Below are 23,182 nucleotides of genomic sequence, written 5' to 3' on the forward strand. Positions count from 1 at the left end.
CGCTCACGGCGGTCCGGGTGCGGGCCGCTGCTCTTCCACGGTAAACGCAACAGGTGGGTCCGGAGTTCCACCGGAACCCCGAACCCACCCGTAGGGGACCACCCCGATGCGACGAGCGTCCCGAGTCAGCCGGCCCCCCGGACACGTGACCGGGTGAGCCGCGCGGACGCAGCGCTACGCGGGGACGATGTTCACCAGCTTCGGCGCCCGCACGATCACCTTGCGGATGCCGGCGCCGCCCAGCGCGGCGACTACCCTGTCGTCGGCCAGGGCCGTCTTCTCCAGCTCCTCGTCGGAGATCGACGGGGAGACCTCCAGGCGGGCCTTGACCTTGCCCTTGATCTGGACGACGCAGATGACGCTCTCGTCGACGACGTAGGCCGGGTCGGCGACCGGGAAGTCCCGGTGGACGACGGAGTCGGTGTGGCCCAGCTTGCGCCACAGCTCCTCGGCGATGTGCGGGGCCAGCGGAGCGACCATCAGCACCAGCGCTTCGGCGACCGGGCGCGGGACCGGACCGGACGCCTTGGTCAGGTGGTTGTTCAGCTCGGTGACCTTGGCGATGGCGGTGTTGAACCGCAGGCCCTCCAGGTCCTGGCGGACGCCGTCGACGGCCTTGTGCAGGGCGCGCAGCGTGCCCTCGTCGGCCTCGGTGTCGACGACGGTGACGTCACCGGAGTCCTCGTCGACGACGTTGCGCCACAGCCGCTGCAGCAGCCGGAACTGGCCGACCACCGCGCGCGTGTCCCACGGCCGGGAGACGTCCAGGGGGCCCATCGCCATCTCGTACAGACGCAGCGTGTCCGCCCCGTACTCGGCGCAGATCTCGTCCGGGGTGACCGCGTTCTTCAGGGACTTGCCCATCTTGCCCAGCAGCCGGGAGACCTTCTCCTCCTGTTGGTAGTACGCGCCGTCGCGCTCCTCCACCTCGGCGGCGGGGACGGCGATGCCCCGGCTGTCGCGGTACACGTAGGCCTGGATCATGCCCTGGTTGAACAGCTTGTGGAACGGCTCGGCCGACGAGATGTGCCCCAGGTCGAACAGGACCTTCGACCAGAAGCGGGCGTACAGCAGGTGCAGTACGGCGTGTTCGGCGCCGCCGACGTACAGGTCGACGCCGCCGTGCGGCTGCCCCTCGCGCGGGCCCATCCAGTACTGCTCGACGGCCGGGTCGACCAGCTTCTCGTCGTTGTGCGGGTCCAGGTAGCGCAGCTCGTACCAGCAGGAACCGGCCCAGTTGGGCATGGTGTTGGTCTCGCGGCGGTACCTGCGCGGACCCCGGCCGTCGCCCAGGTCCAGCGTGACGTGGACCCAGTCGTCGTTGCGGGACAGCGGGGTCTCGGGGGACGTGTCGGCGTCGTCCGGGTCGAAGGTACGCGGTGAGTAGTCCTCGACCTCGGGCAGTTCCAGGGGCAGCATCGACTCGGGCAGCGGGTGGGCGACGCCGTCCTCGTCGTAGACGATCGGGAACGGCTCGCCCCAGTAGCGCTGCCGGCTGAACAGCCAGTCGCGCAGCCGGAAGTTGACGGTGCCCTCGCCGATGCCCCGGCGGGCCAGCCACTCGGTGATGCGGGCCTTGGCGTCGACGACGCCCAGCCCGTCCAGGGTGATCTCGTCGTTCGCGGAGTTGACGATCGTCGCGTCGTAGGAGGCGAAGGCGTCGTCCCAGGCGGAGGTGTCGGTGCCGCGGCCGTCGGTGGGCCCGACCACGCAGCGCACGGGCAGTTCGAAGGCGCGGGCGAAGGCGAAGTCACGGGTGTCGTGGGCCGGGACGGCCATGATCGCGCCGGTTCCGTAGCCCATCAGCACGTAGTCGGCGATGAAGACGGGGACACGCTCGCCGCTGACGGGGTTCGTCGCGTACGCGCCGGTGAAGACGCCCGTCTTGTCCTTGGCCTCGGCCTGCCGCTCGACGTCGGACTTCGAGGCGGCCTGCGCGCGGTAGGCGGCGACGGCCTCGGCGGGGGTGGCGTGACCACCGGTCCACACGTCGTGGGCGTCGTCGGGCCAGGCGTCCGGGACGAACGTGTCGACCAGCGGGTGCTCGGGCGCCAGCACCATGTAGGTGGCGCCGAACAGGGTGTCGGGGCGGGTGGTGAAGACGGTGATGCGCTCCTCGCCGACGGGGAAGTCGACGCGGGCGCCTTCGGAGCGCCCGATCCAGTTGCGCTGCTGCAGCTTGATGGCCTCGGGCCAGTCCAGCTCGTCCAGGTCGTCCAGCAGCCGGTCGGCGTAGGCCGTGATGCGCATGTTCCACTGGCGCAGCTTGGACTTGAAGACGGGGAAGTTGCCGCGCTCGGAGCGGCCGTCGGCGGTGACCTCCTCGTTGGCCAGGACGGTGCCGAGACCGGGGCACCAGTTGACCGGCGCGTCGGAGGCGTAGGCCAGCCGGAAGCCGCTCAGCACGTCGGCGCGTTCGGCGGCGGTCAGCTCGTGCCACGCGCGCGTGGAGCCCGGTACGGCGCGCTCACCGCTGTCGAACTGGGCGACCAGCTCGGCGATCGGACGGGCCTTGCCCGCCTCGTCGTCGTACCAGGAGTTGAAGATCTGCAGGAAGATCCACTGGGTCCACTTGTAGTACTCGGGGTCGATCGTGGCGAACGACCGGCGCCTGTCGTGGCCCAGGCCCAGCCGGCGCAGCTGGGACTTCATGTTCTCCATGTTGGCCTCGGTCGACACGCGCGGGTGCGTGCCGGTCTGCACCGCGTACTGCTCGGCGGGCAGGCCGAAGGCGTCGAAGCCCAGGGTGTGCAGGACGTTGTGACCGGTCATCCGCTGGAACCGGGCGTACACATCGGTGGCGATGTAGCCCAGCGGGTGTCCGACGTGCAGGCCCGCACCGGAGGGGTACGGGAACATGTCCATGATGAACTTCTTGGGCCTGGCGGCCACGGCGGGGTCGCCGGCCAGGTCACCCGTCGGGTTGGGCGCCTCGTACGTCCCCTCAGCGTCCCAGAAGTCCTGCCAGCGTGCCTCGATCCCGGCGGCCGTGGTGGCCGTGTAGCGGTGCGGCGCGACCGCCTCGGAGGCGGAGGTGGCACCACCCGCGCTGTCCGCGGCGGGGGAGTTCGTCTCGCTCATGATCCTCAAAGCTCCATCGATCGTCTCTGCCAGCGGCCCGGAAATGAAAAAGCCCCTCGCACAGGAGGGGACGCCGCGCCGATTCCGACCACGGTTGTTCAGCGGTCGGTGCTGATCAGCGCGGCTCGCTAAGCAGAAGGCGTACGGCACGCATGGCGTCAGGGTACCGCAGGGGTCACGCGCGTCGCGACGGGCTTTCCCAGGACCGCCGAACGGACGGCGGGCGGAAAGGCGGCGACTCACGGGAGGCCGGCGGGTTACTTCGCGTAACGACCCCTAAGGGACACCGCAACGGCCTCATTGTCGTTTGATAACAACGCAATAACCTAAACCTCGTACTCCCCGGTACGGCTTCGACCTAGAGTGCGGCAGCGGGACCGCTTTACCGAACCGCTCGGAGTCGCCCCATGAAACCTCGTCGAAGCAACACCTCGCTCCCCGCACCGGGCCGGTCGGCCTACGGGGCGGCGACGGCTGCCGCTCTGCTGCTGATACCGGTGATCGTCCTGGTCGGAGGTGACGATTTCCGCGAGTTTCTGAACTTCGGCGCCGGTGTGCTCGCCCTGGTGGCCCTCACCTCCTCCGTCGTCTGGGGGCTGGTGGCGAGCGACCGGCTCTTCCTCAGCACCCGCCAGCGGCTGGTGGCGCAGGCGGTGCACCGCACGACCGCGGTCTCCTCGGTCGCGTTCCTGCTGCTGCACATCACCGTCAAACTGGCGCTGGAGCACACCTCCCCGATCGGCGCGCTGATCCCCTTCGGCCTCGGCGTCACCGGCTCCGCCGGGCTCATCGGGCTCGGTTCCCTGGCCGCCCTGCTCATGATCTTCACGGCCGTCACCGGCGCGCTGCGCAGCGCCTTCGCGTCCCCCGCGCCGGTGGCCGCACGCTGGCGCGCGGTGCACATGCTGGCCTATCCGGCCTGGTGTGCGGCGCTGGTCCACGGGCTCTACGCGGGTCGAGCGGCGAAGCCGTACGTCACGGTGTCGTACAGCCTCTGCCTGTTCGCCGTGCTGGGCGCGCTGGCGCTGCGCTCGGCCCCGGCACCCTTCAAGCGCGAGGTCGCCGCACGCTTCCTGGCCGCCGTCGGGGAGCAGGGCGCGAGCCGGCCGTCCCGTGAGGAGCGGGAGGCGTCGCGTGGCGGCGCGGCGGACGGTCCGCTGCCCGGCTACGCCGGACGCCAGGCCCGGCGGTCCGCCGCCGAGGACACGTTCGTGCCCTCGCAGCGCGCGCAGTCGCCGGAGCGGTCCCTCTACGAGACGTCGGCGGGCCGGGCGGCCGGCGCGGACGGCGGGCCGACCGGATTCGCCGCCGCCTACCGGGCCGTGTCGGGCAACCCGGCCGGTGCCGCCGGGGGCGACGCTCCGGCCGGGCGCCTCCAGACGCCCCCGGACGCGCAGCCCACGGAGGTGTTCCCGCGCGTCGACGGCGGCGGCAGCACCTCCGGCAACTGGCCCATCCCCTCGCCGCCGCCGGTCGGCGAGGCCCCCCGTTCCGCGTACGACCCCCTGACCGACACGGGATATTCCCTCCCCACCTACGACAATCCGGCAGCCGGCGGGTACGGCGCGAGTGATGTGTACGACACCGGTGAGTCGAACGGGCTCCATGGCACGTACAACACCTACGACACGTACGACAGCGGTCCCACGACTGACGTACTGCCGGGCGCCTTCGACGCTCCTGGCCCCGGTGAACCATGGAACGCCCCTTCCGGAGGCTATTAGTGAACGAGGCTTTGCCCGACGTCCCGGAGGTCCGCGTCGTCGGGCTGCCGCAACTCACGTCGGGTTTCGACCTGGTCGACCGGCTCGATCTGCCCATGCACCTCAAGGTGCACGGGCCGCTCGAGCCGATGGGCGGCGAGCGACTCGCGGCTCTGGCCGAGGCGATATCCCTGAAGGGCCGCGGCGGCGCGGGTTTCCCCTTCGCCAGGAAACTCCGCTCGGTGGCCGAGTCGGCCATCAGCAAGGGCATCCGGCCCGTGGTCGTGGTCAACGGCAGTGAGGACGAACCCGCCTGCCGCAAGGACACGGTGCTCATCAACCGTGCTCCTCATCTCATCCTGGACGGGGCCCTGCTGGCGGCGGAGGCCATGGGAGCCCGCACCCTCGTCATCGGGGTCACCCGCGCCTCCACCCAGGCGTCCATGGAGGCGGCCCTGGCCGAGCGCGGCCTGAACAACCGGCGCGGATCGGCCCTCCGCGCGCGCGTGCAGCGCAACCCGGTGCGCATGGTGACCGGGGCGGCCGCGTCCCTGATCCGTTCCATCGACGGCGGCCCGGCCATCCCGCCGGGCCGCAAGATCAGCGCGTCGCAGAGCGGCGTCGGCGGCGCCCCCACGCTGCTGTCCAACGCCGAGACGTTCGCGCAGCTGGCCATCGCCGCCCGCATCGGCCCCGAGCGCTACCGCAACACCGGCCTGTACGACGAGCCGGGCACCGTCATGCTCACGGTCTCCGGAGCGGTCGCCCGCCCCATGGTGATCGAGGTCCCCACCGGTGTGCCGCTGCGGTACGTCCTCCAGCTCGCCGGCGCCCCGCCGGTGCCCCAGGGCGTGCTGACCGGCGGCTACCACGGCAAGTGGCTGGACGCCGCGACGGTCGACGAGGCGGTCGTCTCGCGCAACTCCCTCGACGCGGTGGGCGGTTCGCTCGGCGCGGGCGCCATCCTGCCCATCACGCAGGAGACGTGCCCGCTCGGCGAGTCGCTGCGGGTGGCGCAGTGGCTGGCCGAGGAGAGCGCCGGCCAGTGCGGCCCCTGCTACCTCGGTCTGCCCGCGGCGGCGCGCGGCCTGGAGGACATCCTGAACGGCGGCGGACCGGCCGCCCTCGAGGCGGTCAAGCAGGTCGCCAAGGCCGTGAAGAGGCGCGGGGCCTGCTCGCACCCGGACGGCTCGGCGATGTTCATCGAGTCGACGCTCAAGGCGTTCACGGACGACCTGGCCGCGCACGTCCTCGGCAACGGCTGCGGACGGCCCGTGGAGGGCGTTCTGCCGCTCTTCGAGGGCGGCGGGACCCCCACGGGCATCCCCGGCGGCCAGGGGCAGCAGGAGAACGGGCCCAGCCGCCAGAAGATCTACGTCGACTGGACCCTGTGCCGGGGCCACGGACTGTGCGCCGACATCCTGCCGGAGGTCTTCGAGCTGGGCGCGGACGGCTTCCCGACCGTCGCACAGGCGGCGGTGCCCCGGTACGCGGAGGCGAAGGCCCTGCGGGCCGTGCGCCGGTGCCCGGCGCTGGCGCTGCGGATCGAGGAGGACACGCGGTCCGCCGCCCCGGCACGCGGCAACCTGCCGGTGCTCTCGCCGGGCCGGGGCCGCCGGGCCCTGGGCAGCGGACGCTGAACACGAGGAAGGCGGGCCACCCTGGTGGGTGACCCGCCTTCAGTCCCTGTGGAGCTAAGGAGAATTGAACTCCTGACCTCCTGCATGCCATGCAGGCGCTCTACCAACTGAGCTATAGCCCCTCGTAGCCGTGCGGTGGATTCGCACTGTGGCCGTGCCGCCCGGTTTCCCCGGCGGCGACGCCAACATTACACGGTCGGGTGGGTGCACCACCAAATCGATTCCCGCCCGCACCGGCAATACGGACGATCCGGACATCGGGCCGTGAGAGGCGCCGGGCCGCGAGAGGCATCGGACCGTGTGGGACGTCAGGCCGTGCGGGACGTCAGGCCGTGGCGAACGAGTAGAAGCGCTTGAGGGTGCAGTGCTCGTCCAGGAGCCGCCCGTAGATCGGCTCGCCCTCCAGCTCGCGGTACGTCTCGATCGGGTCGCCCTTTATGATCAGCGCCCGCGCGCATTCCTCGCACCAGTACTGGTAGTCGTGGTTGAGCGGTTCCATGTCGCGGACGATCGGCGTACCGCTGCCGCACCAATCGCACTTCCGCCTGTGTGCACCCATCGCTCAGCTCCAGCTGTGGCCGCAGGCCGTGCACACGTAGGAGATCCCGCCGTTGTCACCGAGTACTTGGGCGCAGTGGGCCGAGCCGCAGGAAGGGCAGTGGAGGAGCCTGGCGGTCGTACGCGTCACCGCCGCTTCGAGGAGGTGGTCGACCTCCTCGAGCCTGCTCGCAGGCATCGCTACTCCCTCCCGTCGGGCCGCGCCCCCTTCCGGCCGTTTGATTCTGCCACGGCCGGAGCAATACGGTCAGCGACGCCTGCGTACCAGTCCGGACACGCCCCCGCGCCACGGCCGTCGCGACCGGCGCGTATGCGCACGCGAACGGCGCGTCCGCAGAGATATACGCCCCCGAGGGCCCAAGTGACTCAAGCCACCCGGAGAAGAGTGCGCAGGGCAGGTGCGACGCCCGGCGGTTTTGTCGTCACCGGCCCTTCGGGCACACAAAAAATCCCGCCCCCCATCAGGGAGCGGGATCTCTCTTCGCGCACTCAGGCGTCCATCTCGTGAGATCAGGACGTCCATCGTGTGGAGCTAAGGAGAATTGAACTCCTGACCTCCTGCATGCCATGCAGGCGCTCTACCAACTGAGCTATAGCCCCTTGCGCCACGCGGCGAGCCGCATGGTGTTTCGCCCCGCTCGGCGGGGCGAACAAGAAGAACTTTAGCCTGCGACCTGCCGGAAAGTGAAATCCGGCCCCGTCGAGCCTCCGGGCCGCACGGCAGGGTCCCGGCGCCGGCGTGCGGGCCCGGCTCGGACCGCGTCGGGCGGGCCGGTGAGGTCCGCGCCGTACGGGTTCAAGCGGCCGTCCGCCGGCCGGTGCGGCCCGCTCAGTCGTCGTCGCCGAACACGGGCTCCGGCAGCGTGCCGGCGTTGTGCTCGAGCAGCCGCCAGCCGCGGGCGCCCTCGCCCAGCACCGACCAGCAGCAGTTGGAGAGGCCGCCGAGGCTCTCCCAGTGGTGCGCCTCCAGGCCGAGAAGGCGTCCGATGGTGGTGCGGATCGTGCCGCCGTGGCTGACCACCACGAGGGTGCCGTCCTCCGGGAGCTTCTCCGCGTGCCGCAGCACCACGGGGGCGGCCCGGTCGGCGACCTCGGTCTCCAGTTCGCCGCCACCGCGCCGGACCGGCTCGCCGCGCTTCCACGCCGCGTACTGCTCGCCGTGCCGGGCGATGATCTCCTCGTGCGTCAGCCCCTGCCAGACGCCCGCGTAGGTCTCCCGCAGGGCCTCGTCGTGCGCCACCGTGAGGCCGGTGAGCGCGGCCAGCTCGGCGGCCGTGTCGGCGGCGCGCCGCAGGTCGGAGGCGACGATCGCGGCCGGCTTCAGCGAGGCGAGCAGACGGGCGGCCCGACGGGCCTGGCCGATGCCCGTCTCGGTGAGCTCGATGTCCGTGGTGCCCTGGAAGCGCCGCTCCAGGTTCCAGGCGGTCTGCCCGTGCCTCCACAGGATGACGCGGCGGCCGCGGACCGGCCGCTGGCCGGCCCCCGCGGCGGCGGCACTCACCGGAGCCCACCACCGAGCTCGGCGGCGTCCTCCGCGTCCTGGAGCCGGGCGTGCTCGGCGCCCTTGCCGCGCGTGGCCTTCGCGTCGGCGGGCAGGTCGAGCTCGGGGCAGTCCTTCCACAGCCGCTCCAGGGCGTAGAAGACCCGCTCCTCGCTGTGCTGGACGTGCACGACGATGTCGACGTAGTCGAGCAGGACCCAGCGGGCCTCGCGGTCGCCCTCGCGGCGCACCGGCTTGGCGCCGAGCTCCTTGTTCAGCCGCTCCTCGATCTCGTCCACGATCGACTTGACCTGGCGGTCGTTGGGCGCGGAGGCGAGCAGGAAGGCGTCGGTGATCGACAGTACGTCGCTGACGTCGTAGGCGATGATGTCGTGCGCGAGCTTGTCGGCGGCCGCCTGCGCGGCGCTGTTGATGAGCTCGATGGAACGGTCAGTGGCGGTCACTACAAGGCTTTCCGTCGGCGGTCGGGGAACCCCTCACGGGGTACCTCAAGGGTCTCACGGACCGCCGACGGCGCCCCACGGGTTTCGACCGGGTGCGCCCGGGCCCGCCGGGCGCACCCCGCTCACCCGGCGGAGCCGCCCGCCTTGTAGTCCTGGCCGAGGACGACCGTCACGTCGGCGCCGGTCTCGGCCTTGCTTTTCCTCACCGCGCTCGCGGGCAGACCCAGGGTCTTGGCGACCTCCACCGCGTCCTCCTTCCTTGCGGCGTCCGCGTACGTGACGGCGGACGCGGAACGGGCCGCGGCGGTGCCGGAGTCCAGGAAGGTGTAGCCGCCGTTGACCAGGGCGACGCGGGACTTCTCGGTGGCGCCCTTGTCCCCGGTGGCGTTCTTGAGGCCGACGCGGACGGCGTCGCCCTTCTCGGGGCTCTTCGCGGTACCGCCGAGGACGTCCTTGATCACGCTGTCGGTGGCCTGTGCGCTCAGGCTGCCGTCCTGCTGGACGGGGAGCATCGCGGTCCGGTAGTCGCCGCCCTTGGCGTGCTCGGCCAGTCCGGCGAGGAAGGTGCCGAGGTCCTTGTCGGTGAGCGAGGGGTCCAGGATCTGCGCCAGCGTCTGCACGGTGGTCGTCGCGGCCTGCGGGTCGGAGGACAGCTTGCGCAGCACGCCCTGCATGACCTGCCCGAACCGCTCCAGCTGGGCGTTCTGCTCCTCGCCCGGCCCCTGGTAGGTGGCGTAGGCGACGGCCATCCTGCCGCTGAGGGTCTGCTTCTCGCCCTTCTTCACGAGGGGCGGCTCGCCCTTCTTCTTCGCGTCGGGGTCGGGCACGTCGGTGTCGGTGTCGATGTCGATGTTGCCGACGAGTTCGACGAGGTTGTCGAGGTACGGGGTGTCGAGCCGCCAGGTGCCCTCGATGTCGGTCCCGAGCACCGTGTCGATCGAGTCCTGGGTCCCGGAGGAGCCGTCGTCGTCGACCGACTTGGCGAGGGTGGTCGTCGAGCCGTCCTCGTCGGTCAGGGCGAGGGAGTTGGGCAGCAGCACGGTGGTGCCCTGCTTCGTGGTGGAGTTGTCGACGAGCAGCGCCGTGGAGGTGCCGCCCTTCTTGGTGTGGTGCAGGTGGACGACGATGACGTCGCGCTTCTGGGCGCCGGCGGCCGTCGTGGTGCCGCCCTTGTCCTCGGAGGAGGTGCCGGGGAGCTTGCCCGCGTACCAGAGGTAGCCCACGCCGCCGACGACGACCAGGGCGAGGACCACGACCAGGGCGACGACCCGGCTGCGGGCCCGCCGCCGGGCCTCCTCGCGGCGCTCGGTGCGGTTCTCGGTGAACGCGAGCCAGTCGATGACGTCCTCGGAGTCCTCTTCCTCCTCCTCGACGAACGCGAACTGCCCGGTGCGGTGCTCACGGTCGTCCGCGGAATCCCGTCCGGAGTCCTCCGCGGGGCCGGCCTGCTGGGGGATGTACGCGGTCTGCTCGGCGGCGGCGGTCCGCCGCCGCTGCCCGCCGCCGTGGGCGCCGGGGCCGCCGTACGCGCCGGGGGCCCCCTGGGCGTCACGGGTGCCGTACGGGTCCTGGGGGCCGCCGTACGGGGACACGGGAGGCTGCCCGCCGGTGTCGTACCCGGTGCCGTAGGCGTCGTACGGGGGCACGGGGGCCTGTTGGCCGGTCGCGTACGGGTCGTAGCCGTACCCCGGCTGCTGTTGAGGCTGTTGCTGTTGCTGTTGAGGCTGCTGCTGCTGTTGCTGCTGCCCGTACGGGTCGTAGCCCTGGTGCTGCGCCTGCTGCGGCGGGACCTGCCGGTACACGGGCTGCCCGTACTCGTCGTAGCCGACGAGCTCGTACTGGTCCCCGCCCGGGTATCCGTCGTATCGGTCGTTCACCGGTGCCCCTCTCGGCTCACTCGCCGCGGTACAGCTCGCGCTTGTCGATGTAGCGCACCACACCGTCCGGCACCAGATACCAGACGGGGTCGCCCTTGGCGACCCTCGCGCGGCAGTCCGTGGACGAGATGGCGAGCGCGGGGACCTCGACGAGCGAGACGCCCCCTTCGGGCAGCCCGGGGTCGGTCAGGGTGTGGCCGGGCCGGGTGACCCCGATGAAGTGTGCGAGGGAGAAGAGTTCCTCGGCGGACCGCCAGGTGAGGATCTGGCCGAGCGCGTCGGCGCCCGTGATGAAGAACAGGTCCGTGTCGGGGTTGAGCGCGCGCAGGTCGCGGAGCGTGTCCGTGGTATAGGTCGGGCCGCCGCGGTCGATGTCGATGCGGCTGACCGAGAACTGCGGGTTCTCGGCGGTCGCGATCACCGTCATCAGGTAGCGGTCCTCGGCCGGCGAGACACTGCGGTGGCTCTTCTGCCAGGGCTGCCCGGTCGGCACGAACACCACCTCGTCGAGGTGGAACTGCGCGGCGACCTCGCTGGCGGCCACGAGGTGCCCGTGGTGGATCGGGTCAAACGTTCCGCCCATGACTCCGAGGCGGCGCTTGCCCGGGTTCGACGGACCGTTCGCCGGGCCGGTAGGCATGTCCTGCTCTCCCATGCGTGAAGACCCTACCGGCCCGGTCCGGGGGCTCCGGCCGACGGGCCTGTCCGGACGGCCGGGCCGGCCCGCCGGGCGGTCAGCGGTCCCGGTTGAAGCGGGTGGTGATCCACAGCAGCAGGAGAAGGATGAAGAGAGCGCCGCCACCGGTCAGGTACGGGCTGAGGCTCTCGTGGTTGCCGCCGTGCTCCTCGCCCTCGGCGGCAAGCGTGACCAACTGGGCAGCGGTGCTGTGGAAGCTCATCGTCGGCAGTACCTATCCGGGTGTGGGATCGGGATAAAGACTTCGGCCCATCGTAAGCGTGGGCCCGTTCCGGCCTCACGCCGACTCTGCCGTTGGGCCACTTCACCGGTCCCCGGACCCGCCCCGAGGCAACGTCCGCGGGGCGCGGGACGTCACTTGAGGTGAGAGCGGGTCAAGCGACGCCGACGGGAGGCGGGACGGAGGAAGAGCGACGGGTGGAGGGGCGGGCGGGGCCCGCGAGGGAACCGGCTCCCGGTCAGTCGTCGTCCCGCTTGTAGCCGCGCAGCAGGAACCACGCGAGCAGGACGGCACCCACCACCATCACGACCAGCACGACACGGAGCAGATTGCCCGGCCCCTGCTTGCCGGCGGCGTCGGCGGCCTCGGTCAGCCGGAGGGCTGCGGGAATGTGCTCCATGGGACGGCTCCTTACGGTGTGCTGCCCCATCACGGTATCTCCGCCTACGCTGGAGCCCGCTTCGGGGGGCACGGCACTGAGAGCATGGGGGACACATGTCCGACGACAGTCACGGTCACAACGGGCGCGAGCGGGTGCCCAGCAGGCAGCGCAGGCGTTTCGAGGGGATCTCCTCACGCGCGTACGAACACCCGGCGGACCGCTCGGCCCTGGTGGCCCTGCGCAAGCTCAGCGGCTTCGACACCGTCTTCAAGGCGCTCAGCGGGCTGCTCCCCGAGCGGAGCCTGCGGCTGCTCTTCCTGTCCGACTCGGTGCGGGTCTCGGACGCCCAGTTCGCGCACCTGAACGACATGCTGCGGGACGCCTGCTACATCCTGGACCTGGAGAAGGTCCCGCCGATGTACGTGAACCAGGACCCGCAGCCGAACGCGATGTGCATCGGCCTGGACGAGCCGATCATCGTGGTGACGACCGGCCTCGTGGAGCTGCTCGACGAGGAGGAGATGCGGGCGGTCATCGGCCACGAGGTGGGGCACGCCCTGTCCGGCCACTCGGTCTACCGGACGGTGCTGCTCTTCCTCACCGGCCTGGCCCTGCGGGTGGCGTGGATACCCCTGGGGAACCTCGCGGTCATGGCGATCGTGACCGCGCTGCGCGAGTGGTTCCGCAAGTCGGAGCTGTCCGCGGACCGCGCCGGCCTCCTGGTCGGCCAGGACCTGCGGGCCTCGATGCGCGGGCTGATGAAGATCGCCGGCGGCAACCACCTGCACGAGATGAACGTGGACGCCTTCCTCGAACAGGCCGAGGAGTACGAGGCGGGGGGCGACCTGCGGGACTCCGTGCTCAAGATCCTGAACGTGCTGCCGCGCAGCCATCCGTTCACCACGGTGCGGGCCGCCGAGCTGAAGAAGTGGGCCGAGTCCCGTGACTACCAGCGGATCATGGACGGGCACTACCCGCGTCGCAGCGAGGACAAGGACACGTCCGTCGCGGACTCCTTCCGGCAGTCGGCGGCGAGCTACGCCAGCGATGTGAAGGGGTCGAAGGACCCGCTGATGAAGCTGGTGAGCGACCTCGCGGGAGGCGCGGGGGACCTCGGCGGCCGGGTGCGGCGCGGGTTCGGCGGGTTCGCGAACGGGAGTGCCCCGGACTCCTCGGGGGAGTCCGGGGCGTCCGGGGCGCCCACGGAGGCGCCGCCGCGGGACGCGGGTGACGGCCCGCCCGCCGAGTAGGCCCGGCGGTCAGAGCTTCGGCTGTGCGCCGGCCGCGAGGGTGCCGCAGAGGGCCGTGGCGCCCTCGGTGGCGTACGGGTTGGTGCCGGCCGGGCCGCCCGCCTTCGCGGTCTGGCCGGCCAGCAGCGGGCGCAGCAGGCTGACCGAGTCCTCGGCGCAGGCGAGCGGACCGGCCTGGACGTAGGAGACGGCCAGCTCCGTCTGGTGCATGCGCAGGTCGTCGCGCTCGAAGCGGAAGTGCAGCTCGCGCCGGACGGTGAACAGCGACGCCTTGGCGTTCTCGTCCGAGCCGGTCGGCCGCAGCGCGTAGACGAAGGTGTGGTCGGAGACGACCTCCAGCGTGTTCGCGTCGGACTCGGCGGCCCGCAGGGTGCCCTGGACACGGATCCGGCTGTCGGCCAGCTCGGCGCGGGACGCGTCGAAGCGGATCACCCAGCCGGTCGGCGCGTGCCGCCCGTCCCCCGCCGGGCTGTCGAAGCTCTGGTCGAACTGGTCGAGCTGCCGCGGGTCCAGCAGTGTCCGGGCGGGCCTGGTGGCGCCGCCGGTGAGCACGTCCGGGTCGAGCGCGGACTCGACGAGGTAGTCCTTGGCGGTGGTCAGGGCGGTGACGACCTGGTTCTGCGAGAAGTGCGCGGTGCGCCGGGAGGAGGGCAGGGTGATGCCCTCGGCCCCCACACGGAACTGCGCGGCCGGACTGTGCGCGTACAGGTTCTCGGCGTTCGCGGAGCCGGGCACCGCGGCCTGCGGGGAGAGCGGGATCACGGTCATCCGCAGCGGCTCCGGCGGCCGTGCGGAGGCGCCCTGGTACGGATGGCGCACGCCCATGTAGATCGCGGTGCCGAAGGCGAGGGCGATCAGCAGGACGAGCATCAGCGCCTGCCGGGACAGACCGCGGCGCAGGCCGGGGCGGCGGCGCACCGCCGGGGTGTGGTCGCCGACACGCTCCTGCGCGGAGAACTCCTGGAGGCGGGCAGCGCGGACGAACGACTCGTCGAAGACGACGGATCGGTACTCGTCCTCTCCACCACCGGGAGCGCCCTCGGGCGTCCCCTCAGGTGGGTTTCCTGGCCCGCCCATACTCTGAGAGTAGGTCTGCGCGGGCGCCCGTAAACGCCCTGGTACGCGTCAAGTTGTGGCGCGGGTCCGGCCGGGATCCGAACGGTGTCCGGGCCGCGGTCCGGGCGGGCGTACGGCCCCGGCTCAGGGGGCGTGCGGAGCCGCCGGGACGGCGGGCCGGGAGTACCCGGCCGGGCCGGAGGGGACGGGGCCGGTGGGTGCGTCCCTGCCCTGTTCCATGCCGGTGGAGGCGGGCGACGGGACGGGGTCCTGGCCGCCCGAGGAGGCGCCCCGGTAGACGGCGCTGAAGGCCAGAGCGACCATGCCGACGCCCATCACGAGGGCCAGCATCCAGGCGACGGGGCGGTGCCAGCGGGCGACCTTGCCGTACGCCCCCGGCGCCCCGTGGCGCCCGTCCGCGAAGTCGGGGTCGTCCAGGTCGTCGAAGTCCGGGTCGTAGCCGAAGCCGCCGTGGCCGTCGGGCCCGAAACCGTCGTCGTAGCGGTCGTCGTCGCCGCGCGCGCCCCTCAGGCGGGCCCGGCGCGCCTCGGCCTCGGTGGCCTCCGCACGGGCCTCGGCGGCGGCCAGGAGGCGCTCCACGGCGGTCGGCTCGTGGACCTCGGCCGCCCGGACGAAGTCCTCGTCGAAGACCACGGTGGCGAACTCCTCGTCCCAGCCACCGCGGTCGCGGTCGTCGTCGGGCTCCCTGCCGTCGGCGAACGGCGTGCCCCCCACGTCCTCCGGCACGTGTCCAGAGTAGACCTGGGGGGTCAATTTGGGCAGACGGTACGGAAATTCTCCCGGCCCGTACGGGCGCCCGCCCCGCCGGGTCTCAGCGCCGGGTGTGGCCGTCCCCGGTGACGATGTACTTGGTGCTCGTCAGCTCGGGCAGGCCCATGGGGCCGCGGGCGTGCAGCTTCTGGGTGGAGATGCCGATCTCCGCGCCGAAGCCGAACTGGCCGCCGTCGGTGAACCGCGTGGAGGCGTTGACGGCGACCGTGGTGGAGTCCACCAACCGGGTGAACCGGCGGGCGGCCTGCTGCGAGGTGGTGACGATGGCCTCGGTGTGCCCGGACGTCCACAGCCGGATGTGCTCGACGGCCCGCTCCAGCGAGTCGACGACCGCCGCGGCGATGTCGTAGGAGAGGTACTCGGTCTCCCAGTCGTCCGGGGTGGCCTCCACGACGGTGGCGCGGGAGTCCTTGGCGTACGCGAGGACGCGCTCGTCGGCGTGCACGGTGACCCCGGCGTCCGCGAGGGCGTCCAGGGCACGCGGCAGGAACTCGGCGGCGATGTCCTGGTGCACGAGCAGGGTCTCCGCGGCGTTGCACACGCTGGGGCGCTGCGCCTTGGAGTTGATCAGGATGTCGACGGCCATGTCGAGGTCGGCCTCGGCGTCGACGTAGACGTGGCAGTTGCCGGTGCCGGTCTCGATGACCGGGACGGTGGACTCCTCGACGACGGTGCGGATCAGGGAGGCGCCGCCGCGCGGGATGAGCACGTCGACCAGACCGCGGGCGCGCATCAGCTCGCGGACGGAGTCGCGGCTCTCGCCGGGGACGAGCTGCACGGCGTCGGCGGGGAGCCCGGCGCCGCCCACGGCGTCGCGCAGCACGCGGACGAGGGCGGTGTTGGACTCGTAGGCCGAGGAGGAGCCGCGCAGCAGGACCGCGTTGCCGGACTTCAGGCAGAGGGCGGCGGCGTCGACGGTCACGTTCGGCCGGGCCTCGTAGATGATGCCGACGACACCGAGCGGCACCCGGACCTGGCGCAGGTCGATGCCGTTGGGCAGGGTCGAGCCGCGGACGACCTCGCCGACCGGGTCGGGCAGGGCCACGACGTCCCGCACGTCGGAGGCGATGGCGCGCACGCGCTCGGGGGTGAGGGTGAGTCGGTCGACGACGGTCTCGCTGGTGCCCGCCTCGCGCGCCTTGGCGATGTCCTTGGCGTTGGCGGCGACGATCTCGCTCGTACGGACCTCCAGCGCGTCCGCGATCGCGAGCAGCGCGTCGTCCTTCTCGGCGCGCGGCAGCGGCGCGAGGTCGGCGGCGGCGGCCTTGGCGCGGTAGGCGGCCCGGGTGACCGGGGACATCGAGTCGTACGGCGAGAGCGTGGTCATGCCCGCAGCGTAATGGTCCGGACGGGCCCGTTCGGAAGGTGTCCCACACCCCGAGACCGAACCGTCATGAAGCTCTCAAAAGGGGTGGACGCCGACGGGGGTGGCGGGCAGGGGGCCGTAGCCCTCGGCGACCCGCTGGTGGTAGGTCTCGCGGTCGACGACCTCCAGGCCGACGATCTCCCAGGGCGGCAGCCCGGCCGTCCGGCGGTGCTCGCCCCACAGCCGCAGCGCGACCGCCGCCGCGTCGTGCAGGTCGCGGGCCTCCTCCCAGTAGCGGATCTCCGCGTGGTCGCCCGCGTAGCGGCTGGTGAGCAGGAAGGGGTGGTCGTGGGCGAGCTGCTCCAGGCCGCGCCTGACCTCCTGCAGCGGGGCCTCGCCGCCCGAGACGCTCAGCGTGACGTGCCAGAGGCGGGGCTGTTCGGCGGGCTCCCCTCCGCCGTAGCTGTCACCGGCGGCGACGCTGGTGAGGGCGCGCTCCTCGCCGAGCGGGCGGGAGGTGCCACCACCGCGGGACACGGCCGCCCCAGGGCGCACTCGTCTCACGACGGCCTCCTTCTCGCAACGGTCGCGCTCGAACTCCCTGACAAAGTTGAGCAGGTGGGGCGCCGCCGCGTGGCGGTTTTACGGAACGTCCACCGCCGGGGCGGGGGATTCGGCCGGGCCGGCCCCTCGGCTACGGCCGCAGGAGTACCAGGTCGTCGCGGTGGACGACCTCCCGTTCGTACGCGGGGCCCAGCTCGCGTGCCAGTTCCCGGGTCGAGCGGCCGATCAGCTGGGGGATCTCCCTGGCGTCGAAGTTGACGAGTCCGCGTGCGACCGCGCGCCCGGAGGCGTCGCGCAGTTCGACGGGGTCCCCGGCGGTGAAGTCGCCCTCGACCGACGCGATGCCCGCGGGCAGCAGGGACGTCCGCCGCTCGACGACCGCGCGCACGGCTCCGTCGTCCAGCGTGAGCGCGCCCTGCGGGGTGGAGGCGTGCTGGAGCCACAGCAGCCGGTCGGCCGAGCGCCGGCCCGTGGCGTGGAAGTACGTCCCGGTGTCGCGCCCGGCGAGGGCGTCGGCGGCGTGCACGGCGCTGGTCAGCACCACGGGGATGCCGGCCGCCGCCGCGATCCCGGCCGCCTCGACCTTGGTGACCATGCCGCCGGTGCCGACCCCGGCCTTCCCGGCGCTGCCGATCTCGACGCCGGCCAGGTCCGCCGGACCCCGTACCTCCGCCATCCGGGAGGTGCCGGGCCTGCTGGGGTCGCCGTCGTAGACGCCGTCCACGTCGGAGAGCAGGACCAGCAGGTCGGCGTGGACGAGGTGGGCGACGAGGGCGGCGAGCCGGTCGTTGTCGCCGAAGCGGATCTCGTCCGTGGCCACGGTGTCGTTCTCGTTGACGACCGGGAGCGCGCCCATCGCCAGGAGCTTGTCGAGGGTGCGCGAGGCGTTGCGGTGGTGCGCGCGGCGGCTGGTGTCGTCGGAGGTGAGCAGCACCTGGCCGACCCGGATGCCGTACCGGGCGAAGGAGGCGGTGTAGCGGGCCACCAGGAGGCCCTGGCCGACACTGGCGGCCGCCTGCTGCCGGGCCAGGTCCTTGGGGCGGCGGCGCAGCCCCAGCGGGGCGAGACCCGCGGCGATGGCGCCGGAGGAGACGAGCACGATCTCGCGCTCGCCGCCGCTGCGGCCCTTGGCGAGGACGTCGACGAGGGCGTCCACGCGGTCCGCGTCGAGTCCGCCGGCGGCGGTGGTGAGCGACGACGAGCCCACCTTCACGACCACACGGCGGGCCCCGGCGGCGGCCTCCCGCACGGCCCGGTCCGGGTTCCCCCCGTCCGGCGCCGTCCGCTCCCCCGGCGTCGTCCGTCCCGCTCCCTGAGCCCTCTGTCCTGCCGCTGACACGCGCTTCCCCCACTGTTCCGACCAGCCCGGTCCCCGCAATCTACGGGAGGGCGGAGGGCGGACGCCGCCGCGTTTCGAGTGATGGACGGTGACGGCACCTTCGAACCCAAGGGCAGTATGCCCCTTTTCAAGTGATTACTCTCACCGAAGATTGCTACGCGGGCGCCACAAGTCATACGGTCAGTGGTCGGCCTCGTCAGAAGGCCGCGCCGCGCCCCACGCTTCCGTCCGCCGTCCGCCCACCGCACCCTTCGCAGGAGCCCAGCCCGTGCCCTCCGCAGGCCTCGCCCCCCGCCGCTTCGTGCAGCTCTCCGCACTGCTCGCGATGTTCGCGCTCTTCACGGCCCAGATCGTCGCAGCGCTGCTGCCGAGCGTCCCGGTGCTCGTCACCGCGAGCGCTGCCGGCCTCGCTCTGGACATCTATCTGCAGTACCGGGACCCCGGTCTGCTCGCGGCCCTCGGCAAGGTCCGCTTCGACGTCATGATCCGCCAGCTGCTGCGCGACATGCTGATCCTGGTCGGCCTGCTGCGGATCGACGGCATCAACCCGCTGCACGAGCAGGCTCCGCTGCTCATCGCGCTCTGCGTCTTCTACGCCCTGCACTTCGTGTGCCAGGCCGTCGCGGTCCTGGTCCGCCGCACCCGGACGCTGCCGATCGTCACCCGGAACATCGACGCGTCCGCGCTGCGGCTGAGCGCCGCGCCGCCGCGCATCCTGGCCCGCCGCCAGGGCCACCGCCTGCTGCTGTTCTCCGTCCCGGCGACGGCCGGCCTGCTCGCCACCGCCGCCACCACGGACGCCGTCTGGGGCTACTGCGGCCTCGGCGCCGCCGTCGCGCTGATCGCGGGCGGCACCGTGTACCTCGGCACCTGGATGCTGCCCCGCAAGCGGGCGAAGAGCGAGCAGCAGGTCATGAAGTGGCTGGACAAGTGGCTGGCCGACTACAAGCCGACGGTCGCCATGTACTTCTCCGGCGGCACGACGTCCGCGTACCAGGCGAACATGTGGCTCTCCACGCTCTCCGAGATCGACGCCAAGCCGCTGATCGTGCTGCGTGAACGTTTCATGGTGCAGAAGATCGAGGCCACCGACGTCCCCGTCGTCTGCTTCCCGAAGGTCTCCACGCTCTTCTCGCTGGAGAACTCGACCGTGAAGATGATGCTCCACCCGGCGAACGCCGCGAAGACCTCGCAGGTGCTGCGCATCCCCACGATCAAGCACGCCTTCATCAACCACGGCGAGAGCGACAAGCTGTCCTCCTGCAACCCGTACGCCAAGGCCTACGACGAGGTGTGGGTCGCCGGTCCCGCCGCGCGCGAGCGGTACGCGCTGGCCGAGGTCGGCGTCGAGGACAAGGACATCGTGGAGGTCGGCCGCCCGCAGCTGGCGCCGATCCGCCCCTACTCGGGCGCGCCCACGGGTACGTACACGACGGTCCTGTACGCCCCCACCTGGGAGGGCTGGGACGGCAACCCGGGCAACACGTCCGTGCTGCTCGCCGGCGAGAACATCGTGCGCCGGCTGCTCGCCGACGACGGTGTGCGCCTCCTCTACAAGCCGCACCCGATGACCGGCTCCGTGGACCCGCGCGCGGGCGCCGCGAACGAGCGCATCAAGGCGATGGTCCGCGAGGCCAACACCCGGCGCTCCGGTGCCCGCCCCGGCGCCGAGGCCGCGGCCGAGCTGGCCCGGCGCACCGCCGAACTCGACAGGCTGACCTCGACCGACTTCCGCACCAGCGCGGACGAGATGGAGCGGATGCTGCTCCAGGGCGCCCCGCGCGGTGACCGCGAGGCGGAGATCGCGCGGGCGACGGCCGCCTGGGAGGCCGCCTACTGGGCGTCCTTCCCGGAGTGGGAGCACCAGATCGTCACGGACGCCCGCCCGGCGATCTTCAGCTGCTTCAACCAGGCCGACCTGCTCATCAGCGACGTCTCCTCGGTCGTCTCGGACTGGCTGTCCAGCGAGAAGCCGTACGCGGTGGCCAACACCTCGGGCATGTCCGAGGCGGCGTTCCGCTCCGGCTTCCCGACGGTCTCCGCCGGTGTCGTCCTGACGCCCTCCGCCGAGGGTGTCCCGGAGCTGCTGGAGTCGGTGCGCCGCCCGGAGAACGACCGGTTCACCGCGGCCCGCGCCGCACTCAAGGAGCACCTGCTCGGCCCGTCCGACCCGCCGTCGCTGACGCGGTTCAACGGCGCGATCTCCGAGCTGTGCGTGAAGGCGGACGAGCGCCGGGTCCGTATGGAGTCCCGCCTCGCCGCGGAGATCCCCGGGCAGCGGGGCGCCGCCGAGGAGACGGCCCACGAGTCCGCCCAGGGCCTCGAGCCGGAGGAGAACGGGGCCGAGGACGCGGTCACGGCCTGAGCCCCGCCCCTGACGTCCTGATACGCCGAGAGCCGGACCCCCGCGGGGGTCCGGCTCTCGGCGTATCGGCGGGTGGAGTGCCCGGCCGCTGCTAGAACGGCTCGAAGTCGTCGTACTCCTGGTCCGCCTCGTCGCGCTCCGCCTGCTTGTCGCGGCGGCGCTGGGCGGCCGGGCGCGGGGCGTCGAAGCGGTGGTCCTCGCCACGGCGGCCGAGCATCTCGGCGCCGGCCATGACCGTGGGCTCCCAGTCGAAGACGACCGCGTTCTCCTCGGGGCCGATGGCAACGCCGTCGCCCGTGCGGGCACCGGCCTTCATCAGCGCCTCCTCGACACCGAGGCGGTTGAGCCGGTCAGCGAGGTAGCCGACGGCCTCGTCGTTGCTGAAGTCGGTCTGGCGGACCCAGCGCTCGGGCTTCTCGCCGCGGACGCGGTACAGGCCGTCCTCCTCCTGGACCACGGTGAAACCGGCGTCGTCGACGGCCTTGGGCCGGATGACGATGCGGGTGGCCTCCTCGACGGGGCGGGCCGCGCGCGCCTGGCCGACCATGTCGGCCAGGGCGAAGGAAAGCTCCTTGAGACCGGTGTGGGCCACGGCGGACACCTCGAAGACGCGGTAGCCGCGCTCCTCCAGGTCCGGGCGGACCATCTCGGCCAGGTCCTTGCCGTCCGGGACGTCGATCTTGTTGAGGACGACCATGCGGGGACGGTTGTCGAGGCCGCCGTACTGCTTCAGCTCCTCCTCGATGATGTCGAGGTCGGAGAGCGGGTCGCGGTCGGACTCCAGGGTCGCCGTGTCCAGGACGTGCACCAGGACGGAGCACCGCTCCACGTGGCGCAGGAACTCCAGGCCGAGGCCCTTGCCCTGGCTGGCGCCGGGGATGAGCCCGGGGACGTCCGCGATCGTGTAGACGGTCGAGCCGGCCGTGACCACGCCCAGGTTGGGGACGAGCGTGGTGAAGGGGTAGTCCGCGATCTTCGGCTTCGCCGCGGACAGCACCGAGATCAGCGACGACTTGCCCGCGCTCGGGTAGCCGACGAGAGCGACGTCCGCGACCGTCTTCAGTTCGAGGACGATGTCCTGGAAGTCGCCGGGCACGCCGAGCAGCGCGAAGCCGGGCGCCTTGCGGCGGGCCGAGGACAGAGCCGCGTTGCCGAGGCCGCCGCGGCCGCCCTGGGCGGCCACGTACGAGGTGCCCTGGCCGACGAGGTCGGCGAGCACGTTGCCCGCCTTGTCGAGCACCACCGTGCCGTCCGGGACCGGCAGGACGAGGTCCTGGCCGTCCTTCCCGGAGCGGTTGCCACCCTCACCGGGCTTGCCGTTGGTGGCGCTGCGGTGGGGCTTGTGGTGGTAGTCCAGGAGGGTGGTGACGGACTGGTCGACGACCAGCGTGACGTCACCGCCACGGCCGCCGTTGCCGCCGTCGGGGCCGCCGAGCGGCTTGAACTTCTCCCGGTGGACGGAGGCACAGCCGTGGCCTCCGCTACCCGCGGCGACGTGCAGCTCGACGCGGTCCACGAAGGTGGTCATGGTGGGGTGCCTCCAGCACTTCGGGTACTGCTTCAGTTACGTACGGAATGTCTCTTCGGTAACACGCGAAAGGCGGACCCGCTTCCCGTACGGGAAGTGAGGTCCGCCTCGCGAAGGATCCGATCAGGCGACCGGAACGACGTTCACGACCTTGCGGCCACGGTGCGTGCCGAACTCGACCGCACCGGCGGCCAGCGCGAACAGCGTGTCGTCCTTGCCGCGGCCGACGCTCGCGCCGGGGTGGAAGTGGGTGCCACGCTGGCGGACCAGGATCTCACCGGCGTTGACGACCTGACCGCCGAAGCGCTTCACGCCGAGCCGCTGAGCATTGGAGTCGCGACCGTTCCGGGTGGACGATGCGCCCTTCTTGTGTGCCATCTCTCCTCAGTCCCTTACTTCGCAGCCGCGGGGATCTCAGTGACCTTGATCGCCGTGTACTGCTGGCGGTGGCCCTGACGACGGCGGTAGCCGGTCTTGTTCTTGTAGCGAAGGATGTCGATCTTCGCGCCCTTGTGGTGGTCCACGACCTCGGCCTGGACCTTGATGCCGGCCAGGACCCACGGGTCGCTCGTCACGGCGTCGCCGTCGACGACGAGCAGGGTCGAGAGCTCGACCGTGTCGCCGACCTTGGCAGTGGAAATCTTGTCAACCTCAACGATGTCGCCGACAGCAACCTTGTGCTGGCGACCACCGCTGCGCACGATGGCGTACACGCGGATCTCTCTCTCGCTCGGAACGGATCCCCCGCAGTCCAGCCGCGCGCTGCGCGAACGGCCTCTCCCGAGACGCACGGCGTCGCGGGAGGAAGAGGTTTACAGGGGTGCGGCGCACTAGGGAAACACGCCGACGGTCAAGGTTACGGGGCCCGGAGTGCCCGGTC

General features: G+C 71.9%; 21 protein-coding genes and 2 tRNA genes. 4 read left to right on the forward strand and 19 right to left on the reverse strand.

Annotated elements, in window-relative coordinates; all coding sequences use genetic code 11:
- Nucleotides 1–174 precede the first annotated feature (174 nt).
- Nucleotides 175–3,081, reverse strand: coding sequence for a leucine--tRNA ligase (gene leuS, locus ACFY93_RS08565; RefSeq protein WP_391354929.1), 2,907 nt, complete (start codon nucleotides 3,079–3,081; stop codon nucleotides 175–177).
- Between the two features lie 407 nt (nucleotides 3,082–3,488).
- Between leuS and ACFY93_RS08570 the strand changes: the two genes are divergently transcribed.
- Entirely contained in the window at nucleotides 3,489–4,805 is a 1,317-nt protein-coding gene (locus tag ACFY93_RS08570; RefSeq protein ID WP_391354932.1) for a cytochrome b/b6 domain-containing protein, read from the forward strand.
- Complete coding sequence (locus tag ACFY93_RS08575) at nucleotides 4,805–6,424, forward strand: NADH-ubiquinone oxidoreductase-F iron-sulfur binding region domain-containing protein (protein ID WP_391354934.1); 1,620 nt, start codon at nucleotides 4,805–4,807, stop codon at nucleotides 6,422–6,424. Before ACFY93_RS08570 ends, ACFY93_RS08575 begins: the two co-directional genes overlap by 1 nt.
- A gap of 49 nt (nucleotides 6,425–6,473) precedes the next feature.
- Here the strand turns inward: ACFY93_RS08575 and ACFY93_RS08580 are convergent.
- The 10 genes from ACFY93_RS08580 to ACFY93_RS08625 form a co-directional block, all read right to left on the reverse strand.
- Nucleotides 6,474–6,546 (reverse strand) — tRNA-Ala (locus ACFY93_RS08580).
- A gap of 203 nt (nucleotides 6,547–6,749) precedes the next feature.
- A complete protein-coding gene (locus tag ACFY93_RS08585) occupies nucleotides 6,750–6,983 on the reverse strand; it encodes a hypothetical protein (RefSeq protein WP_121403099.1) in 234 nt (77 codons plus the stop codon).
- Between the two features lie 3 nt (nucleotides 6,984–6,986).
- Nucleotides 6,987–7,160, reverse strand: coding sequence for a hypothetical protein (locus ACFY93_RS08590; protein WP_391354936.1), 174 nt, complete (start codon nucleotides 7,158–7,160; stop codon nucleotides 6,987–6,989).
- Nucleotides 7,161–7,509: 349 nt separating this feature from the next.
- Nucleotides 7,510–7,582: transfer RNA gene (locus ACFY93_RS08595), tRNA-Ala, on the reverse strand.
- A 229-nt stretch (nucleotides 7,583–7,811) separates the two neighbouring features.
- The gene (locus tag ACFY93_RS08600) at nucleotides 7,812–8,483 is read right to left on the reverse strand and encodes a histidine phosphatase family protein (RefSeq protein WP_391354938.1); all 672 of its coding nucleotides are present in this window, start codon (nucleotides 8,481–8,483) and stop codon (nucleotides 7,812–7,814) included.
- Nucleotides 8,480–8,926: a ribosome silencing factor gene (gene rsfS / locus ACFY93_RS08605; protein ID WP_391354941.1), complete on the reverse strand. Its 447-nt coding sequence runs from the start codon at nucleotides 8,924–8,926 to the stop codon at nucleotides 8,480–8,482. Before rsfS ends, ACFY93_RS08600 begins: the two co-directional genes overlap by 4 nt.
- A 122-nt stretch (nucleotides 8,927–9,048) precedes the next feature.
- The gene (locus tag ACFY93_RS08610; protein WP_391354944.1) at nucleotides 9,049–10,803 is read right to left on the reverse strand and encodes a LytR C-terminal domain-containing protein; all 1,755 of its coding nucleotides are present in this window, start codon (nucleotides 10,801–10,803) and stop codon (nucleotides 9,049–9,051) included.
- 16 nt (nucleotides 10,804–10,819) lie between these two features.
- Nucleotides 10,820–11,458, reverse strand: a complete 639-nt coding sequence (nadD, locus tag ACFY93_RS08615; protein ID WP_391354946.1) for a nicotinate-nucleotide adenylyltransferase — start codon at nucleotides 11,456–11,458, stop codon at nucleotides 10,820–10,822.
- Between the two features lie 79 nt (nucleotides 11,459–11,537).
- On the reverse strand, nucleotides 11,538–11,702 hold the full coding sequence (locus ACFY93_RS08620) for a hypothetical protein (protein ID WP_003990192.1): 165 nt from the start codon (nucleotides 11,700–11,702) through the stop codon (nucleotides 11,538–11,540).
- Between the two features lie 256 nt (nucleotides 11,703–11,958).
- Nucleotides 11,959–12,120: a hypothetical protein gene (locus tag ACFY93_RS08625; RefSeq protein ID WP_391354949.1), complete on the reverse strand. Its 162-nt coding sequence runs from the start codon at nucleotides 12,118–12,120 to the stop codon at nucleotides 11,959–11,961.
- 95 nt (nucleotides 12,121–12,215) lie between these two features.
- Here ACFY93_RS08625 and ACFY93_RS08630 point away from each other — a divergent pair, with 95 nt between their 5' ends.
- Nucleotides 12,216–13,352 (forward strand): M48 family metalloprotease, encoded by a 1,137-nt coding sequence (locus ACFY93_RS08630; RefSeq protein WP_391354951.1) that lies wholly within the window; start codon nucleotides 12,216–12,218, stop codon nucleotides 13,350–13,352.
- A 9-nt stretch (nucleotides 13,353–13,361) separates the two neighbouring features.
- Here ACFY93_RS08630 and ACFY93_RS08635 read toward each other — a convergent pair whose 3' ends face one another.
- From ACFY93_RS08635 to proB, 5 genes are all read right to left on the reverse strand, one after another.
- Nucleotides 13,362–14,429: a hypothetical protein gene (locus ACFY93_RS08635; RefSeq protein WP_391354954.1), complete on the reverse strand. Its 1,068-nt coding sequence runs from the start codon at nucleotides 14,427–14,429 to the stop codon at nucleotides 13,362–13,364.
- Nucleotides 14,430–14,552: 123 nt separating this feature from the next.
- Nucleotides 14,553–15,182, reverse strand: coding sequence for a hypothetical protein (locus ACFY93_RS08640; protein WP_391354956.1), 630 nt, complete (start codon nucleotides 15,180–15,182; stop codon nucleotides 14,553–14,555).
- Between the two features lie 58 nt (nucleotides 15,183–15,240).
- Nucleotides 15,241–16,527, reverse strand: a complete 1,287-nt coding sequence (locus tag ACFY93_RS08645; RefSeq protein WP_391354958.1) for a glutamate-5-semialdehyde dehydrogenase — start codon at nucleotides 16,525–16,527, stop codon at nucleotides 15,241–15,243.
- Between the two features lie 75 nt (nucleotides 16,528–16,602).
- Entirely contained in the window at nucleotides 16,603–17,061 is a 459-nt protein-coding gene (locus ACFY93_RS08650) for a hypothetical protein (RefSeq protein ID WP_391355487.1), read from the reverse strand.
- A 139-nt stretch (nucleotides 17,062–17,200) separates the two neighbouring features.
- Nucleotides 17,201–18,319, reverse strand: a complete 1,119-nt coding sequence (gene proB / locus ACFY93_RS08655) for a glutamate 5-kinase (RefSeq protein WP_391354960.1) — start codon at nucleotides 18,317–18,319, stop codon at nucleotides 17,201–17,203.
- A gap of 358 nt (nucleotides 18,320–18,677) precedes the next feature.
- Between proB and ACFY93_RS08660 the strand changes: the two genes are divergently transcribed.
- Nucleotides 18,678–20,774: a hypothetical protein gene (locus ACFY93_RS08660; RefSeq protein ID WP_391354962.1), complete on the forward strand. Its 2,097-nt coding sequence runs from the start codon at nucleotides 18,678–18,680 to the stop codon at nucleotides 20,772–20,774.
- A gap of 91 nt (nucleotides 20,775–20,865) precedes the next feature.
- On the opposite strand, the gene obgE is transcribed toward ACFY93_RS08660, so the two are convergent.
- The 3 genes from obgE to rplU form a co-directional block, all read right to left on the reverse strand.
- The gene (obgE, locus tag ACFY93_RS08665) at nucleotides 20,866–22,302 is read right to left on the reverse strand and encodes a GTPase ObgE (RefSeq protein WP_391354964.1); all 1,437 of its coding nucleotides are present in this window, start codon (nucleotides 22,300–22,302) and stop codon (nucleotides 20,866–20,868) included.
- A gap of 123 nt (nucleotides 22,303–22,425) precedes the next feature.
- Nucleotides 22,426–22,680 carry a 50S ribosomal protein L27 gene (gene rpmA / locus ACFY93_RS08670; RefSeq protein WP_307540488.1) on the reverse strand — a complete coding sequence of 85 codons (255 nt, stop codon included), beginning with the start codon at nucleotides 22,678–22,680 and terminating at the stop codon, nucleotides 22,426–22,428.
- Nucleotides 22,681–22,694: 14 nt separating this feature from the next.
- Entirely contained in the window at nucleotides 22,695–23,015 is a 321-nt protein-coding gene (gene rplU / locus ACFY93_RS08675; protein ID WP_028802589.1) for a 50S ribosomal protein L21, read from the reverse strand.
- Between the last annotated feature and the right edge of the window lie 167 nt (nucleotides 23,016–23,182).

This window comes from Streptomyces sp. NPDC008313 (assembly GCF_042956125.1).
In the GTDB taxonomy this organism is placed as follows: Bacteria; Actinomycetota; Actinomycetes; order Streptomycetales; family Streptomycetaceae; genus Streptomyces.